14 protein-coding genes and 1 pseudogene are annotated in these 15,837 nt (G+C 69.3%); 5 read left to right on the top strand and 10 right to left on the bottom strand.

Going from position 1 to position 15,837, the window contains the following annotated elements; genetic code table 11:
- Positions 1-938 precede the first annotated feature (938 nt).
- The gene (locus tag NKG96_RS18020) at positions 939-2,141 is read right to left on the bottom strand and encodes a CaiB/BaiF CoA transferase family protein (protein ID WP_254538549.1); all 1,203 of its coding nucleotides are present in this window, start codon (positions 2,139-2,141) and stop codon (positions 939-941) included.
- Positions 2,142-2,439: 298 nt separating this feature from the next.
- On the opposite strand from NKG96_RS18020, the gene NKG96_RS18015 reads away from it, so the two are divergent.
- Both NKG96_RS18015 and NKG96_RS18010 read left to right on the top strand, forming a co-directional pair.
- Positions 2,440-3,237: a DUF7260 family protein gene (locus NKG96_RS18015; protein WP_254538548.1), complete on the top strand. Its 798-nt coding sequence runs from the start codon at positions 2,440-2,442 to the stop codon at positions 3,235-3,237.
- A 122-nt stretch (positions 3,238-3,359) separates the two neighbouring features.
- On the top strand, positions 3,360-4,559 hold the full coding sequence (locus NKG96_RS18010) for a 3-hydroxyacyl-CoA dehydrogenase (protein ID WP_254538546.1): 1,200 nt from the start codon (positions 3,360-3,362) through the stop codon (positions 4,557-4,559).
- Positions 4,560-4,651: 92 nt separating this feature from the next.
- Here NKG96_RS18010 and NKG96_RS18005 read toward each other — a convergent pair whose 3' ends face one another.
- Positions 4,652-5,110, bottom strand: a complete 459-nt coding sequence (locus tag NKG96_RS18005; RefSeq protein ID WP_254538544.1) for a Zn-ribbon domain-containing OB-fold protein — start codon at positions 5,108-5,110, stop codon at positions 4,652-4,654.
- Positions 5,107-6,261: a thiolase family protein gene (locus tag NKG96_RS18000; RefSeq protein ID WP_254538542.1), complete on the bottom strand. Its 1,155-nt coding sequence runs from the start codon at positions 6,259-6,261 to the stop codon at positions 5,107-5,109. Before NKG96_RS18000 ends, NKG96_RS18005 begins: the two co-directional genes overlap by 4 nt.
- Positions 6,262-6,531: 270 nt before the next feature.
- Between NKG96_RS18000 and NKG96_RS17995 the strand changes: the two genes are divergently transcribed.
- Positions 6,532-7,122: a flavin reductase family protein gene (locus NKG96_RS17995; RefSeq protein WP_254538541.1), complete on the top strand. Its 591-nt coding sequence runs from the start codon at positions 6,532-6,534 to the stop codon at positions 7,120-7,122.
- Between the two features lie 21 nt (positions 7,123-7,143).
- Here the strand turns inward: NKG96_RS17995 and NKG96_RS17990 are convergent, their stop codons facing one another.
- Together NKG96_RS17990 and NKG96_RS17985 are read right to left on the bottom strand one after the other, a co-directional pair.
- On the bottom strand, positions 7,144-8,394 hold the full coding sequence (locus tag NKG96_RS17990; protein ID WP_254538539.1) for an acyl-CoA dehydrogenase family protein: 1,251 nt from the start codon (positions 8,392-8,394) through the stop codon (positions 7,144-7,146).
- 213 nt (positions 8,395-8,607) lie between these two features.
- Positions 8,608-9,378: an IclR family transcriptional regulator gene (locus tag NKG96_RS17985; protein ID WP_254538537.1), complete on the bottom strand. Its 771-nt coding sequence runs from the start codon at positions 9,376-9,378 to the stop codon at positions 8,608-8,610.
- A gap of 109 nt (positions 9,379-9,487) precedes the next feature.
- Between NKG96_RS17985 and NKG96_RS17980 the strand changes: the two genes are divergently transcribed.
- Entirely contained in the window at positions 9,488-10,660 is a 1,173-nt protein-coding gene (locus NKG96_RS17980; RefSeq protein WP_254538536.1) for an iron-containing alcohol dehydrogenase, read from the top strand.
- Position 10,661: 1 nt separating this feature from the next.
- Here the strand turns inward: NKG96_RS17980 and NKG96_RS17975 are convergent, their stop codons facing one another.
- The 5 genes from NKG96_RS17975 to NKG96_RS17955 form a co-directional block, all read right to left on the bottom strand.
- The gene (locus tag NKG96_RS17975; RefSeq protein ID WP_254538535.1) at positions 10,662-11,276 is read right to left on the bottom strand and encodes a hypothetical protein; all 615 of its coding nucleotides are present in this window, start codon (positions 11,274-11,276) and stop codon (positions 10,662-10,664) included.
- Positions 11,277-11,280: 4 nt separating this feature from the next.
- Positions 11,281-12,852 (bottom strand): sodium:solute symporter family protein, encoded by a 1,572-nt coding sequence (locus tag NKG96_RS17970; protein WP_254538534.1) that lies wholly within the window; start codon positions 12,850-12,852, stop codon positions 11,281-11,283.
- A complete protein-coding gene (locus tag NKG96_RS17965) occupies positions 12,852-12,989 on the bottom strand; it encodes a hypothetical protein (protein ID WP_254538532.1) in 138 nt (45 codons plus the stop codon). The genes NKG96_RS17970 and NKG96_RS17965 overlap by 1 nt, the downstream gene beginning before the upstream one ends.
- Positions 12,990-13,086: 97 nt before the next feature.
- A complete protein-coding gene (gene scpC, locus NKG96_RS17960; protein ID WP_254538530.1) occupies positions 13,087-14,589 on the bottom strand; it encodes a succinyl-CoA:acetate CoA-transferase ScpC in 1,503 nt (500 codons plus the stop codon).
- Entirely contained in the window at positions 14,589-15,170 is a 582-nt protein-coding gene (locus NKG96_RS17955) for a MaoC family dehydratase (protein WP_254538529.1), read from the bottom strand. Before NKG96_RS17955 ends, scpC begins: the two co-directional genes overlap by 1 nt.
- A gap of 95 nt (positions 15,171-15,265) precedes the next feature.
- On the opposite strand from NKG96_RS17955, the pseudogene NKG96_RS21105 reads away from it, so the two are divergent.
- Positions 15,266-15,718, top strand: a pseudogene (locus NKG96_RS21105) (CoA transferase); the annotation flags it as partial.
- Between the last annotated feature and the right edge of the window lie 119 nt (positions 15,719-15,837).

Genomic DNA, 15,837 nt, shown 5'->3' with positions numbered 1-15,837 from the left:
GTAGAGACCACGAGAGCCGGTCGTCGGTGAGTACATGGGACGGGTCTCGGACACCCCTCGTCCAGAGTGTAACTGCGCGAGAGCGGGTCGGAGATGAGAGAGACAGGAGGGGGTGCAAGGACGGAAGAGGGTGCAGAGGCGGGAGGCAGTACAGAGACAGACCATCACCCGTGACGGCGAACCATTACCCGCACCGGGTCGACATTACTCAAGATGGGTCGACCTCATCCACCGGGTCGAGGAGTCGAACGACTCCCCGGTGGCCGTCAGTTCGCGTCGGAGTTCGGCCCAGCCGACGGGGACTGTCGATGGGGCCGAGGGGACACACACACCCCTCGTCCAGAGTGTAACTGCGCGAGAGGGGGTGGGGGGTGTAAGGAGGGAGGTGCGTCGAAACGGAGCGGTGGGTCAAGGTCGAAGTCGGTGTATTGTCGCCGGACGACGGCGGTACTGACGTCTCGCGGCCTCCTGTGCCGTCTCGTAGTTCGATACACGACACTCCTCGAGAGAGCAGCGAGGGGTGCGTCCGAATCACAGTCCACACCACTCTCCACGCGACCTCTCATCCGACGATACTGTTCTGCCCCTAGATTTAATAGCTACTCCAGCGAACATCCCGCCAAGCTAGATTAAGCAAGTCGACAGACAGCCGAGCGTAGACTCGGCTGCTTCGGCGATTCGACGGGAAACGGTGGTCTAGCGGGTTCGAGAGGGGTTCTGTTTTGGCAGTCACTGCAGTACACGCTCCGCGCCTCACGAGTCGGTTGGCCTCGATAGCGGGAAACGTCTCCACTGACCGACACCTCCGCTTCCCCTCCCCCCACCCTCGTTCCCGTTTACACTCTGGACGAGGGGTGTGTGTGTGGGGGGACCCTCACCCATCTGCGACACCGAGGTGTCCCTACTCCCGACGCCGACCGGACGACCTCGTTCCCACCTCAGTCGACGACCCCGTCCCGCCGCAGGTCGTCGACGGTCTCCGGATCGTACCCGAGGTCCGAGAGGACGTCGTCCGTACTCTCCCCGAGTTCCTCGGGCGGCGTCCCGAGGTCGGTGACGAGGTTGGTGAAGTGGACCGGGTGGTCGATGACCTCCGCGTCCGGCCGCCCCTCGCGTTCCATTGTCCGCCGGAGGTTCCGCTCCCGGACGTGTTCGTCCTCCCAGACCGACGCGGTGTCGTGGATGGGCCCCGCGGGGACGTCGTGTTCGCGCAGTCGGGCGACCAGTTCGGCCACCTCGTAGTCGGCGAACACCGGTTCGAGGGCGGCGAGCAGTTCCGTGCGGTTCTCCACCCGGTCGTCCATCGTCGCGAATCGGTCGTCCTCGGCGAGGTCCGGGCGGTCGACCGCCGCACAGAGCGCCTCCCAGAGACTGCCGGTCCCGGCCGCGACGACGACGGTACCGTCGACCGCGTCGAACAGTCCGAACGGCGCGATAGAGGGGTGGTGGGTCCCGTGACGGGGGAACGGTTCGTCCGTCCCGAAGGTGTAGCCGGCGCGCGAGGTGAGCCACGAGACGGCGGCGTCGAACATCGGCACCTCGACCCACTCCCCCTCGATATCGCCGCGCTCGCGGGCGTAGAGCGCCGCGAGGACGCTCTGGACGGCGTACGACCCGGCGATGAGGTCGCCGCTCGGGAGTCCCGACCAGAGGGGCGTGCGGTCGGGTTCGCCTGTCATGCTCATGATGCCGCTCATCCCCTGGATGAGCATGTCCCACGCGGGGAGGTCCTGATAGGGGCTGTCGGTCCCGAACCCCGTGATGGTGCAGTAGACGATGTCGGGGTTCACCTCACGGACCGTCTCGTAGTCGAGGCCGTAGCGGTCGATGCGGCCGGGCTTCGTGGACTCGACGAAGACGTCGGCGTCGGCCAGCAAATCCAGTGCGACCTGCTGGCCGCGTTCGTCCTTCAGGTTGAGCGTGACGCTCCGCTTGTTCCGGTTGATGGTGTCGAAGTACTCGGGCACCGGCTGAATCGACCGGCTCCGGTCGCCGCGACCGACCGCCTCTATCTTCACCACGTCGGCCCCGAGGTCCGCGAGCGTCATCGTCGCGAACGGGCCGGCGACCACCTGCGTCAGGTCGACGACCGTCACCCCCGACAGGGGGAGGCGGCCGCCGGTCGACTCCTCGGTGCGCATCGACTGTCTCTGTGTCCCTCCCCGAGGTAAGCGTTTGGGAGCGCGAGCCACGACCCGTCGTCTCCGGGGTCACTGTCTCGTCGGTCCGCCGAAACGTCGCTTCCGCTGCTCGACCCCGATTTCGCCCTCACGCCTCGACCAGTCACCTCCCCACAACAACACTTAACACGACGCCGCACTCTCTGTCATGCGATACCACGAACCGCTGCGAGAGAGGGGGAGTCCTCGTAGCCTCGCCAGCGTCGGCGTCCGCCGTCCGGCGGGTTCGGTCGGCCACGACACCCCCGCTGGAGACACCATGCACCGTCACGTCGTCGCCCCCGTCCGAACCGCCCGCGACCTGCTCCGCGAAGAGCGCGAGCAGGTGGCCGCCGAGCGAGCGGCGTTCCGTCGGTTCGAATCCGGCGTCGAGGACCTCTCGCTCCCGGGGTCGACCAGCACCGGGCCGTCCGGCGTGCCCTCGATGCGGACGACGACGCTGTCGACGTCCGTGGGGGGGTCCTCCGACCCGCTCGCGGCCGTCAGGTGCGTCTACCGGGAGACGGTGATGGCCGTCGACCACTTCGGGTCGGTGTACGACGAGTCGCTCGCCGAGCACCTCGCCTCGGAACTCGGCCAGGACATCGCCACGGGCGTCGTCTGCGGCGGTCCCTCGACCTTCACCGAGTCGTTCAGGGAGACCCTGCTGGGGGCCGCCCGGACCGCACGGACCTCCCGGGAGGGACTGATCGACGCGCTGGACGTCGAGTCGGCGGCGCTCGACGACGCCGACCGAACCCTGCGGGACATCGTCGAGGCGGCCGACGACCTGCGGGGGACGACCCGCTCCGGCCCGCTCCCGGCGAGGAGGGAGGACGACGGCCCCGAGTGCCCCTGTACGCGCCTCGCGGCCCTGCAGGAGCGATGCGAGACGACGGTGACCGACCGCCAGCGCCGCCTGGGGGACCCGGTCGTCGACAGTCACTCCCTGGACGGCCATGCCCTCTGTCGGTACCTCTACCACGACGCCGACTGGACCTACCCGGTGTTGACGGCGGCGACGACGCTCGCGGACGACCTCACGGCCCTCGCGCGCACCCTCGACTGCGAGGAGTGAGCGCCTATCCGGGTGCGGGCGCCGGCGCGAGTCGGAGGGGGAGTGAGGGTCAGAGGGGGAGTGAGGTGGTGACGCACGCGCGAACCGGACACACTTTTCACACCCCACGCCAACGAGCGAGCATGACGCTCGAATCAGTCGAGGACGTGGAGCGCACGGCGGTCATCGGCGCCGGCGAGATGGGTCGCGGCATCGCCGCGGTGCAGGCACTCGCGGGCTACGAGGTCACCCTGCAGGACATCGACGCCGAACAGGTCGAGGCCGCCGAGGGCCACATCGAGTGGAGCTACGACAAGTCCGCCGAGAAGGGCCACATCTCCGAGGAGGAGGCGAGCGCCGCGCTGGACCGCCTCTCCTTCGAGAGCGACCTCGAGACGGCGGTCGGCGACGTGGACTTCGTCACCGAGGTGGTCCTCGAACAGCAGTCCATCAAGGCGCAGGTGTTCGACCAGCTAGACGAGCACACGCCGGACCACGCGATTCTGGCGACGAACACCTCGGGGCTGAACGTGACGAAACTCGCCGAGGGGACCGACCGCCCCTCGCAGGTCATCGGTACGCACTGGTTCAACCCGCCGATGCTGATGGACCTCGTCGAGGTCATCGAGACGGAACACACCGACCCCGTCGTCGCCGACCTGGGTGAGGCCCTCGTCGAGGACTGGGGCAAGACGCCCATCCGGTGTCGCAAGGACGTCCCCTCGTTCATCGTCAACCGCTGCATGCGACCGTACGGCGAGGCCGCCGCGTGGATGGCCTACTACGGTGAGGCCGAAATCGAGGAGGTCGACTCCGCGATGAAGTACAAGGAGCGCTTCCCGATGGGGCCGTTCGAACTCGCGGACTTCACCGGCGGCATCCAGATTCGCGTCGAGGCCGAGGAGGACCACCTCACGGACGACCGACTGCTGCGCTACGACACGCGGGTCTGCCCGCTCCTGCACGAACTGTACGACCGCGGGCACTACGGCCGGAAGGCCGACCACGGCTTCTACAGCTACGAGGACCAGGACGCGCCCGACATCGACGCCCGCGCCGGGCGCGACGTCGACCCCCTCGACGTCTGGGCGCCGGTCATCAACGAGGCGGCGAAGATGGTCCAGCACGACGTCGCCACCGTCGAGGACGTGGACACCGGGGCACGCCTCGGGGGCAACTGGCCGATGGGTCCCTTCGAGAAGGCCGACGAGGTGGGCGCGAAGGCCGTCGTCCGCCGCCTCGTGGAACTCGCCGACCGCCACGAACCGTTCGAGAAGTCGATGGAGACGCTCCCCTGCGATCTCCTCGTCGAGACGGCGAAGGCGAACGAGACGTTCTACTGACCGAATCGCGGTCGTTCTCTCCTTTCCTCCTGCTTCTCATTCCTCCCGTTTCGCTCTTCTCCCGTTTCGCTCTCCTCCTGTCTCGCCCTCCTCTACTCACTTCGGTCGTGGACCGGCCGGGCCGCGAAGAACGCCTCGCCCGAGAGGTCGCCGCGGTCGAACCCCTCGTCGTACTCCGTCGCGACGAGTTCGACCGCCTGCCCGAGTTCGAGGTCGCCGTACTCGCCCTCGATAGCGCACAGCACGCGCGGGCCCTCCGCCAGTTCGACGAGACCGAGGAGGACCGGCGCATCGAACCCCGGCGGCGCGGTGTGCTGGCGGGTGAAGGAGTACAGCTCCGCTTCGCCGCTGGCCTCGACCCACTCGACCTCCGTGGCCCCGCAGTGCGGACAGACCGGCGCGGGCGGGAAGAACGCCCGGTTGCAGTCCCGACACTCGTGGACGAGGAAGTCGCCCTCGGAGAGTGCCGACCAGAACGGGCGGGTGTAGCGCCCGATTTCGAGCGCGCCACCGCCGTCACCCGAGTCGTCGGGGTCGGACGACCCGTTCATCGCCCACCCCCGAAGACGGTGGCCGTGGCACCGTCGACGTGGCCGTGTTCGCTCGTCGTGAGGACCGTCTCCGCGCCGTCCACCTGATTGTGGGCGGTCCCCCGGACCTGTCGGACGGCGGCGACGTGGTTCAACAGCGGCGTCACCATCGCGGGGTGCCCCCGGCCGAGACACCCACCCGAGGGACTCACCGGGTGTGCGCCGTCGAGGGCCGTCTCGCCACGGGCGCAGGCGGCGACACCCTCGCCGCGGTCGAACAGGCCCGCCTCCTCCGTGAGGATGGCCTCGACGTGCGGGAACGGCGCGTACGGTTCGAGGACGTCCACCGACTCGACGTCGCATCCCGCGTCCCCGAGTGCGTCCTCGACCGCCCCGCCGACCGCGGGAAGGTGCGCGAGCGACCCGTCGCGCGTCCCAACGAGATGGCTCGACGCGTGGTGGGCACCGAGTCCCGCTACCGGAACCGCCTCGCCGTCCGCGTTCCCCGACCGTTCGCTCGACACGACCAGCGCGGCCGCCCCGTCGCACGGACGGGGGCAGTCGAACAGTCGGAGGGGGTCGGCGATGGGTCGCGACCCGAGCACCTCGTCGGCGCTCACGCCCGCGTCGAAGACCGATTCGGGGTTCGTCGCCCCGTTGGCACGGTTCTTCACGACGATATCCGCCATCGCCTCCCGCAAGACGCCGTACTCGTGGCAGTAGCGTTGCATCGACTGGGCGTAGACGGCGGGAATCGACGGTCCCGCCGGGGCCTGAAACTCCCGGTCGAAGATGCCGAGGATGTACCGGAAGTAGTCGGCGGTGTCGATGATGGAGTTGCGCTCGACGGCGAGGACGACGGCCGTCTCTGCCCGGCCCGCGCGAACGTCCGCGACGGCGGTCTGGAAGGCGCTCCCGCCGCTCGTCCCACCGGTGTACGTCTCCACCGTCCGCCGGGGTGCCGCCCCGAGGAGGTTCGCGAGGAGCGTCGAGAAGAACCCCTGTGGCGTCCACGGGCGCGGCTTCGGCAGGTAGAGGCCGTCGATGTCGCGTGGGGAACGGCCCGCGTCGTCGAGTGCGTCGAGGACGACCCGGAGTGCGAGGTCACGCTCCGGCGCGTCGTACCGTCCGTTCGGGAGGGCCGCGAGGCCCGTCACGTGTGCTGTCGGCACTGGGTGGTCACCGACCTGAGGTCCGGCCGCGGGGACTTAACTCCCCGGTCGGCGGCGGAGCGACCGACGCGCCCGATGACCGGACACAGGATCGCAGGGGTCGCCGGGCGAGTCACCGTCCGGGGGTCGCGCCGCGGGCCATCGCCGTTCCGTTACACTCTGGACGAGGGGTCTCCCGGAGGCGGTGGGACCACCCCGTGCGGGGGGCGAAACGCTTTGGCGGTCGCCGCGAAAGCGACGGCAGCGTCCCTCGCGAGGGAACCAGACCACATGGAACTCGATCCGAGCACCCACGACCGTTCGATGTACCGCACGCTGACCGGCACCGTCGTCCCGCGACCCATCGGCTGGATTTCGACGACGAGCACCGAGGGCGTCGACAACCTCGCGCCGTACTCCTTCTTCAACGTGGTGAGCGTCTCGCCGCCCGTCGTCATGTTCGCGCCGGGGGTCCGCCCCCACGGGTTGACCGACACCGCCCGGAACGTCGAGGAGACGGAGGAGTTCGTCGTCAACGTCGTCACCGCGCCGTTCGCGGAGGCAATGAATCGGACGAGCGCCTCGGTTCCGAGCGACGAGAGCGAGTTCGACTTCGCGGACCTCGAACGCGCCGCCTCGACGAAGGTGCGCCCGCCCCGCGTCGCGGGCGTCGAGGTGGCCTACGAGTGCGAACTGTACGACATGCAGCGGGTCGGATCGCACCACGTCGTCATGGGCGAGGTGGTGTACGCGCACATCGACGACGGCCTCCTGACCGAGGACGGGAAGGTGGACGTCGGGAACCTCGACGTCGTGGGGCGACTGGCCGGGAGCTTCTACGACTCCGTCGAGAGTCGCTTCCGGATGGAACGCCCCGACTGACCTCCTCCCTCCGACGCCCGCTCACCACGGCAGGCCCTCGTGTTCCCGTCCGACGAGGGACCCGTCGAAGTCCTCGTCGCGCAGTCTGTCGTAGGCGTCGTGCTGGACGATGGCCTTCATCACCTCCGTCGCGCCGCCCATGTACCGCCCGGCGCGCACGTCTCGCTGGATGCGCTCGACGGGGTACTTCGCGGTGGTGGCGACGCCGCCCATCACCTGCATCGCGGTGTCGGCCACCGCGTGGGCCACCTCGTTGCCGAACTGCTTGGCCATCGCCCCCTCCATCCGGCCGGCGGCCATCCCGTCCCGGTCGAGGATGCGCGCCGCCCGCGTGTTGAGGAGGTAGGCGGCGTCCAGCCGGGTCGCACACTCCGAGAGCTGGTGGCTCACGCCCTGATAGCGCGAGAGGGGCCGCCCGTTGACCTCGCGGGCCTCGGTGTAGTTCGCCGCGAATGCGAGTGCGCGCTCGGCCGCACCGAGGCAGTACCGCGAGATGGTGAGGTGTTCGAGGTTGAGTTCGTTCGTGATGTACGACCACGCGCTGCCCGCCTCGCCGATGGTGTTCTCGACGGGGACGTGGGCGTCGTCGAAGCGAATCCACGACGCGCCCGTCCCCCGGAAGCCGTGCCAGTCGGCGTGGCGTTCGAGCACCTCGAACCCCTCGGTGTCGCCGTCGACGACCAGTATCGACAGGCCCTCCCGGTCGCCCGCCTCGCCACCCGTCCTGACGGGGACGAACAGCACGTCGGCGTAGGGCGCGAAGTCGATGAACCGCTTTTCCCCATCGACGACCCAGTGGTCGCCCTCGCGTTCCGCGCGCGTCCCGAGGTGGGCGATGTCCGTCCCGCTCGCCGGTTCCGTGAACGCCTGCGCGACGACGAACTCCCCGGCGAGCATCGGCTTCAGGTAGGTCTCCCGAACGTGCTCGCTTCCGTGTTCGTACATCGTCCGCCCGATGTGCTGGGTGAGCGAGGCCTGACAGGCGTGGACGATGCTCCCCCGGTTGCCGATGGCCCCCTCCGCCAGCGCCGTCTCCGTGAACGTCCCGCCGGCCCCGTTGTACGCCTCGGGGACGCTGATGCCGAGCAAGTCGCGTTCGCCCATCCGCCGCATGTACTCCCGCCAGTCCTCCGCCGACTCCTCGTTGCGGTCCAGCGCACGGACGTGCTCGCGGTCGAGTCGCCCGACGAACACCTCCTCGTCGAGCGCTCGCCGCGTCTCAGCGAGGTACGCCGACTCCTCGTCGGTCAGCAGTGGGTCGTCGCCGATCATACCCCCTCGGTTCGTTCGAGCTGACATAAACCCCGGTGTGGGTACGCCGGCGCCTCCCGGTCCGCACGGGGCGTCGTTCTGCGCGGCGGAACGGCCCGCGGCGCGCGGAACGCGGTCGCTCCCTCCTTCGGGGTTCGATTTCGGGGACGACGCGCGCCGGATGGCGGTTCTACGAGACGAAACAGATACGCCGACGTGACAGTCGTAGCCCTGTCACGAGTAGGTGATGTTGAGTTCGAGTTCGTTGGCCGTCCCCAGCAACAGGTCGGGCAGGTCCCGTTCGAGGCGGTCGCCCTTCATCCGGTGGGTCGGGCCGGAGACGCTCAGCGCACCGACGACGAACCCCTCGGGGCCAGAGACGGGGACGCCCACCGCGCGGATGCCGCGGGTGTTCTCCTGGTCGTTGACGCTGTACCCCCGGTCGCGAATGGTCGACAGGTCCTCGAACAGCGAGTCCGGGTCGGTGATGGTGTGGTCGGTGAGTTCCGACATCCCGTCGCGGTCGAGGAGTTCGCGGACGTACTCGTCGGGGAACTGCGCGAGGATGGCCTTGCCGGCGGCGGTGGCGTAGAGGGGGATTCGCCGGCCGACGCCGGAGTCGGTGTGGACCGCGTGGCGTCCGGTCTCGAGGTGGACGTACACCCCCTCGCCGTGTTCCTCGACGATGAACTGCGCGCGCTCCTCGGTCTCACGGGCGAGTTCCTCTACCTTCGCGCGCGCGAGTTCGTACTCCGGTTTGCGGAGGCGGGCGTGTTCGGACAACTGGAGGAACCGGAGGCCGACGTGGTACTCGTCGCCCTCGCGGACGACGTACCCCCGGCGGTACAGCGTATCGAGGTGGCGGTGGACGGTGCTCTTGGCGACGCCGAGTTCCTCCGACAGTTCCGTGATGCGCGCCCCGTCGAGCGTCCGGAGGGCTTCGATAACGTCGAACGCCGTCCCGATGGACTTGACGCCACCCGTGTTCGTGTCCTGCTGTATCATGGGCTACGATGCCATATGCCTACCCGATATTTAACGTTCCGGTAGAGGGAACGTGGAGTACCGTGGCGTCGTCCCCGAGGACTTTCAGCGGCGGGTGCGAACACGGGGCATGGACGACGTTCACGGCACTCCGATAACGTTTCGAACTCCAGACGTGCGCTTCGGTGCGACCGTCGCCTCGGAAGTCCCGGCGGCACTCGACCGGTACGGCGTCGACCGTCCGCTCGTCGTCACCGACGAGGGCGTCGAGGAGGCGGGCGTCCTCTCGCGGGTCACCGACCCGGTCGAGCGTCCGGTGGAGACGCACTACGCGACGACGGAACCCGGTACCGACGACTTCGAGGACCTCCCGCTGGACGACGTGGACGGCGTCGTCGCCGTCGGCGGCGGCTCCGCCATCGACACCGCGAAGGTGGCCGCAGTCCTCGCGGCCCACGGCGGCCACCCCGCGGACTACCTCGGCGTCGGTCGGGTCGCCGGCCCGACCGCTCCGGTGCTGGCGGTGCCGACGACCAGCGGGACGGGGTCGCAGGCGACACAGACTGCCGTGCTCGCGCACGAGGGGGTAAAGCGCGGAATCAGCGACGAACACCTCCGTCCGACGGCCGCGCTCGTCGACCCGACGCTCACCGAGGGCTTGCCGGCACACGTCACCGCCCGCTCGGGGTTCGACGCGTTCGTCCACGCCCTCGAATCGCTCACCGCCCGCGACCACCGCTGGGTCCCCGAACGGCCCATCACCTATCAGGGGGCCAACCCGGTGTCCCGGCCGCTCTCCCGGCAGGCGCTCACGCTCGCCCACGGGTCGCTCGAACGGGCGTACGCCGACGGTGGCGACCGGGCGGCACGGCGGGCGATGAGCCTCGGCGCACACCTCGCGGGGGCGGCGTTCTCGACGGCGGGACTCGGCGTGGTCCACGCCCTCGCGAGCACCGTCGGCGGGATGACCGGTCGTCCCCACGGGGAGTGTCTCGCCGCCTCCGTCCGACCGGGCCTCACGTACAACCTCCCGGCGCGCCGGGGGGAGTACGCCGTGCTCGCCCGTGACCTCGGCGTGACGGAGGCGGCTACGGACGACGAGGCCGCGGCCGCCCTCCTCGCGGAGTGCGACCGCCTCCGGGCGGCCCTCGATCTCCCGGGGTCGCTGTCGGACCTCGGACTCGGGACCGACGACGTGGGGGCGATAGTCGAGCGGACGGTGGCTCAGGACCGGCGCATCGCGACCAACCCGCGGACCGTCGACGACCGACTGCGGGCCGTCGTCGCCGCCGCGTTCGACTGAGTCACTCGCGGGCGCCTGCTCCCCGCGTCTCCGCGTAGTACCCCTCGACGGGTTTCAGCGAGACGACCTCCTCGACTTGCTTCGTCAGGCCGCTGACGACGTAGCTCTCCTCGGCGCTCCCGTAGTCGACCAGCCAGTAGGGGACGAAGACGAGTTCGAGGTCGTCGAGCGTGTAGTCGGGGCGCTTGACCGGCCGGAAGCGACGGTCGAGGTAGGGGAAGAGCCACTCCTCCCACTCGGCCTCGGCGTCGACCGGCGAACGGTCGGGCGCGATGACCGCGCTCGGGTCGACGCGCCGCGCCTCCCGCGTCGGCAGGTCGACGTCGACTTCGCCGACGCGACCGGTGACGGCGTCGATGCCGACGAGGAACTTCACCGTCCGGTCGCCACCGACGTAGCGGTGGAGCGTGACGGTCGTGTAGGCGACGTAGTCGGGGTAGTAGACGAGCGAGACGTCCGCCGGGCGCTCGTCGCGTCCGAACAGCGACGCGACGCGCGACCGCAGGTAGGCCCCGGTCGTGATGCGGTCGGTCCGCTCTGTCGCCGTCCCCGCGTCGAGGCGCGGGTCGAACGTCCGAACCTCGGTCCCGTCCGGGTGGGGGGTCGTCGTGGCCATGGGATCAGTCGTCCGCCCCCGACTCGGACCTGGTCCCCGACTTCGCCGTCCCCTTCCGCTCGGGTCGGAACACCTCGTCGAGGTGGCTCGCGGGGAGCGGTTCGGTGAACTTGCTGACGAGGTACGTCGTCACACACGAGATGACGAACCCGATGGCCGAGGAGGCGAACGGGTTCTCGTTGTAGGGGTACCAGCCCTCGTAGAGGCCGAACTGCGGGCCAAGGTGGATGACGAAGTAGACGACGAACGCGAGGGAGAACCCGCTGAGGGCGGCCACCTTCGAGGTGTTCTCACGGAACGCGCCGACGAAGTACGGCCCGCCGTACCCGGCGATGATGCCGCCGATACCGACCCACAGGAGGATGGCGAGGTACTCCGGCGGCGTCATGACGGCGGCGACGGAACCGAGCGTCACGAAGACGGTGGCGATGCGCGATATCCAGAGGGCACGCTGGTTGACCGCGTCGTCGTTCGGGTCGCGGCCGCGCCACGGGGCGTACGTCTTCCGGTAGAGGTCGTTCGCGAATATCTGCGAGATGGCGATGATGAGGCCGTCGGCCGTCGAGATGATGGCGCTGAGGATGGCCACGCCGAGGAACGCCGCCACGACCGCCGGCAGATTCTCGACGAACAGCATCGGAACGATGGCGTCGGGATTCTCCAGTTGGATTCCCTGTGCGCGCCCGAGGATCCCCCCGAGGAACATCAGCGGGAGCGCCATCCCGATGACCGCCGAGACGGTCATGAACTTCTTCATGTACTGGGTCCCCTTGATGGCGAAGAACTTGTTGCCGAGGTGGGGAAGCGCCGTGAAGCCGATGTGCGCGATGAACAGCAGGAAGATGACCCACCAGCTCGCGAACGTCGGGTTCGCCGGGTCGGTGTGGGTGTTCCACTGCATGTCGGTCGGGAGCGCGCCGTTGACGGCGGTCATCCCGCCCTCCATGCCCCACCCGGTGACGAACATGACGACGATGAGCAGGGTGACGCCGACCATGATGGCTCCCTGTACGGCGTCCGTGAGGATGTCGGCGTGCGCCCCGCCGGCGGTCAGGTACAGGAGCAACAGGCCACCGGCGAACCAGATGCCGATGTCGTACTCCAGCCCGAGGATGGTGTCGAACATCCACCCGGCGGCCGCTATCTGCGCCATCACGTAGAACAGGAGGAAGAGGGCGAGGAGCGCGGCCAGCAGGCGGAGCAGGGGGCTCTGATAGCGGTCGCCGAGGAAGTCGGGGACCGACTGGGAGCCGAAGCGGTCGCCCACCTTCTTCGTGATGCGGGCGACGAACAGCATCCCGAGGTAGATGCCGATGGGGTAGATCATGGCGTAGTAGCCGGCTTTGAACCCCATCCCGTAGGCCATCGCCGGGATGCCCATGAACGTCGAGCCACTGGCGACGGTGGCCGCGTACGCGAACGCCAGCGTGAGAAAGCCGAACCCGCCGCGGGCCGTCGCGTAGTCGTCCTGCGAGTTCGTCCGCCGGTACCCGAGGTACCCCAGCCCGGCGATGAGGACGATGTAGCCGACGAGGAACCCCCAGCCCCACGTCGAGACGGCCCCTCCCTGTGCCATCACTGCTCACCCCCGGCAGCCGTGGTCTCCCGGTTCTCCTCGCGCGTCTGGAGGTAGTCTTCCATCTTGAGTATCCAGAACGCGACGGCGACGAAGTACAGCACCGTCGTGACGGTCAGCACCTCTAGGACGTTCATCGGTGATCCACCGTGTCCCACGATACCACGGGTGGTAAAATTATTGTTCTTCCGTTAGAAATTCTCAGGAACGTAAACACGAACGGTGCGCGCCCGACTACTCCCAGTCGAACGCCGAGGGGAGGTCGTGGGGGACGTGCCCGCCCGTCTCGCGGGCCCGGTCGAGGTACGACCGGAGCGCGGGCCGGAAGTCGGGGTGAGCGCACTCCTCGACCAGCAGGTCGGCGCGTTCGCGCGGCGAGCGACCCCGCAGGTCCGCGACGCCCTGTTCGGTGACGACGACGCCCACGTCGTGTTCCGTGTGGTCGACGTGGGGGGCCATCGGGACGATTCGGGGGATGTCGCCCCCGGCGGCAGTTGAGGGCAGGGCCGTCACCGAGACGAGGGCGTTGCGGTTGAAGTCGCCGCTCCCGCCGACGCCGGTGCGGACGTGCGTCCCGCCGACGTGCGTCGAGTTGACGTGGCCGTAGAGGTCCACCTCCAGTGCGCTGTTGACGGCGACGACGCCCAGTCTGGCGACGAGTTCGGCGCTGTTCGAGACGTCCGCCGGACGGAGGACCACGTCGTCGGCGTAACGCTCGACGTCCGCGAACAGGCGGTCCTGTCCCTCCGCGGAGAGCGCGAGCGAGGTGGCGCTGGCGGCGGCGAGCGACCCTTCGTCGAGCAGGTCCAGCAGGCCGTCCTGGATGACCTCGCCGAAGTACGCCACCTCCCGGTCCCCGAAGTCGACCGAGCCGAGTTCGCCCATGAGGGCGTTGCCGAGGCTCCCGACGCCGAACTGGAGGCGGACCGCCTCGGCGAACGCCGGGTTGCGCTCGACCTCCTCGCTCAGGAAGTCGCCGAGGTTCGCGGCGATGGCCTCGTCGCGCGGCGACGGGTCGCGGAACGAGTAGGGGGAGTCGCGCGTCTCCGTCTCCACGACGGCGACGAGTTTCCCCGGGTCGAACCGGACCCGTCGGTCGCCCATGCGCTGGCCGGGTCGCGTGAGCGGGATGGGCTCGCGGTGTGGCGGCGGCGCGAGGCGGTAGACGTCGTGGAGGTCACCCAGCGCCAGCGGCTGTGCGCGGTTCACCTCCACGACGAGGCGGTCGGCCGCCGCGACGAACGCCGGGGTGTGGCCGATGGACGTGGAGGGGACCAGCCAGTCCTCGCCCACCGACACGGCCTCGACTATCGCGATGTCCGGGTCCGCGAGCCCGCCAAAGCGCACCTCGTCGCCCAGCCCCGCGATGTGCCGGTCGTGGAAGGCCACGCTCCCGTCGTTGGCGGCCGACCGCGAGGCGGCCCGCGCCTGATAGGGGAAGCGGCGCGCCATCGCGCCCGCCTCCACGAGTGCGGTGTCGAGTTCGTCGCCGACGCTCCCGCCGGAGACGACGGTCAGCGAGAGGTCCCGGTCGCCGGTCGCGGGCGGTCCATCGCCCTCTCCGCCGTCCAGCGTCCCCTCCCACCCCGCCGCCCGTGCGAGGGCGAGCGGGACGGCCTTCGGGTAGCCGACGCTCCCGAACCCGCTGACGGCGAGACAGGCGTCGTCCGGTACCTGTTCGGCCGCCGTCGCCGCGTCGGTCAGAGGCAGGTCGCCGACCAGTCGCTCGTCGCCCATCAGTCGCCCCGCTGGTCCCCGAGGTCCTCGGGCTGGGTACCGACGCCCTCCGGCCACCCCGGCGGCCGGGCGGCGCTCGGCTGGGCGTACTCGCGCTTGAGCACCATCGGCGTGCGCTTCAGGCTGAGGACCTTCTCGCCGTCCTGATTGAACGCCCGGAGCTTCGTGGTGACGATGCCGACGTGGTCCCGGGAGGAGGATTCCCGTTTCTCGATGACCTCGCTCTCGGCGAAGATGGTGTCGCCGTGGAAGACGGGCGCGTGGTGGCGAACCTCGTCGTACCCGAGGTTCGCGGTGGCGTTCACGGAGACGTCCACGACGCTCATCCCCACCGCCAGCGAGATGACGAACAGGCCGTCGACGAGTCGCTCGCCGAACTCCGTCTCGGCGGCGTACGCCTCGTTGAAGTGCATCGGGTTGAGGTTCATCGTCACGTTCGTCAGCCAGACGTTGTCCGTCTCCGTGACGGTGCGCCCGAAGGGGTGTTTGTAGACGTCCCCGACCTGGAAGTCCTCGTAGTACCGTCCCTGCCAGCCGGTCTGCAGACGTCGCTCCGTCGTCGCCGAGTCGTCGTCGCTCATCGTGTTACGACGTGTGCGAGTCGCGCTACTAAGTGTTTCTGTGCGATAACACGTCGCACGGGCGGACTTAACCCCGCCCGCGCGTCCCCGAGAGTATGGCCGTCGTCTCGCTCATGGGCCACCAGCTCGCCGAGTACACCGGCGGCCAGCACCACGTCGACTACGACCCCGCCTACCGCGCGACGTTCGCCCCGAACGGCTACTTCGCCACCGCCGAGGACTACCTCGGACTGCTGGTCATCGACGACCACTGGCGGGACTTCTGTTCGGCCATCGACCGCCCCGACTGGACCGACCCGGACCACCCCTACGGGACGAACACGGCGCGACTGGAACGCAGGACGGAACTTCAGGCGGACGTCGAGGCGGTCCTCGCCGACCGAACCGCCGAGGAGTGGATGGCGTACTTCGTCGAGTGCGAGGGGACGATTCTCGCCTCGCCGGTCAACGACGGCGAGGGGATGGTCGCCGACCCGCAGGTGCGCGCACAGGGGGCCGTCGTCGAGCGCGACCACCCCGAACTCGGGTCGTACCACCTTCCGGGCGTCGTCCCGGAGTTCTCGCGGACGCCCGGCGGACTGGACGACGCGCCCGGCCGGGACGCGGACACCGACTCCCTCCTCGACGCGCTGGGCTACGACGCGGCCGAACGCGACCGGCTCAGAGG

The organism is Halomarina litorea, from assembly GCF_024227715.1.
GTDB classification, from domain to species: Archaea; Halobacteriota; Halobacteria; order Halobacteriales; family Haloarculaceae; genus Halomarina; species Halomarina litorea.
This window is presented reverse-complemented; position numbering and strand designations above follow the sequence as displayed.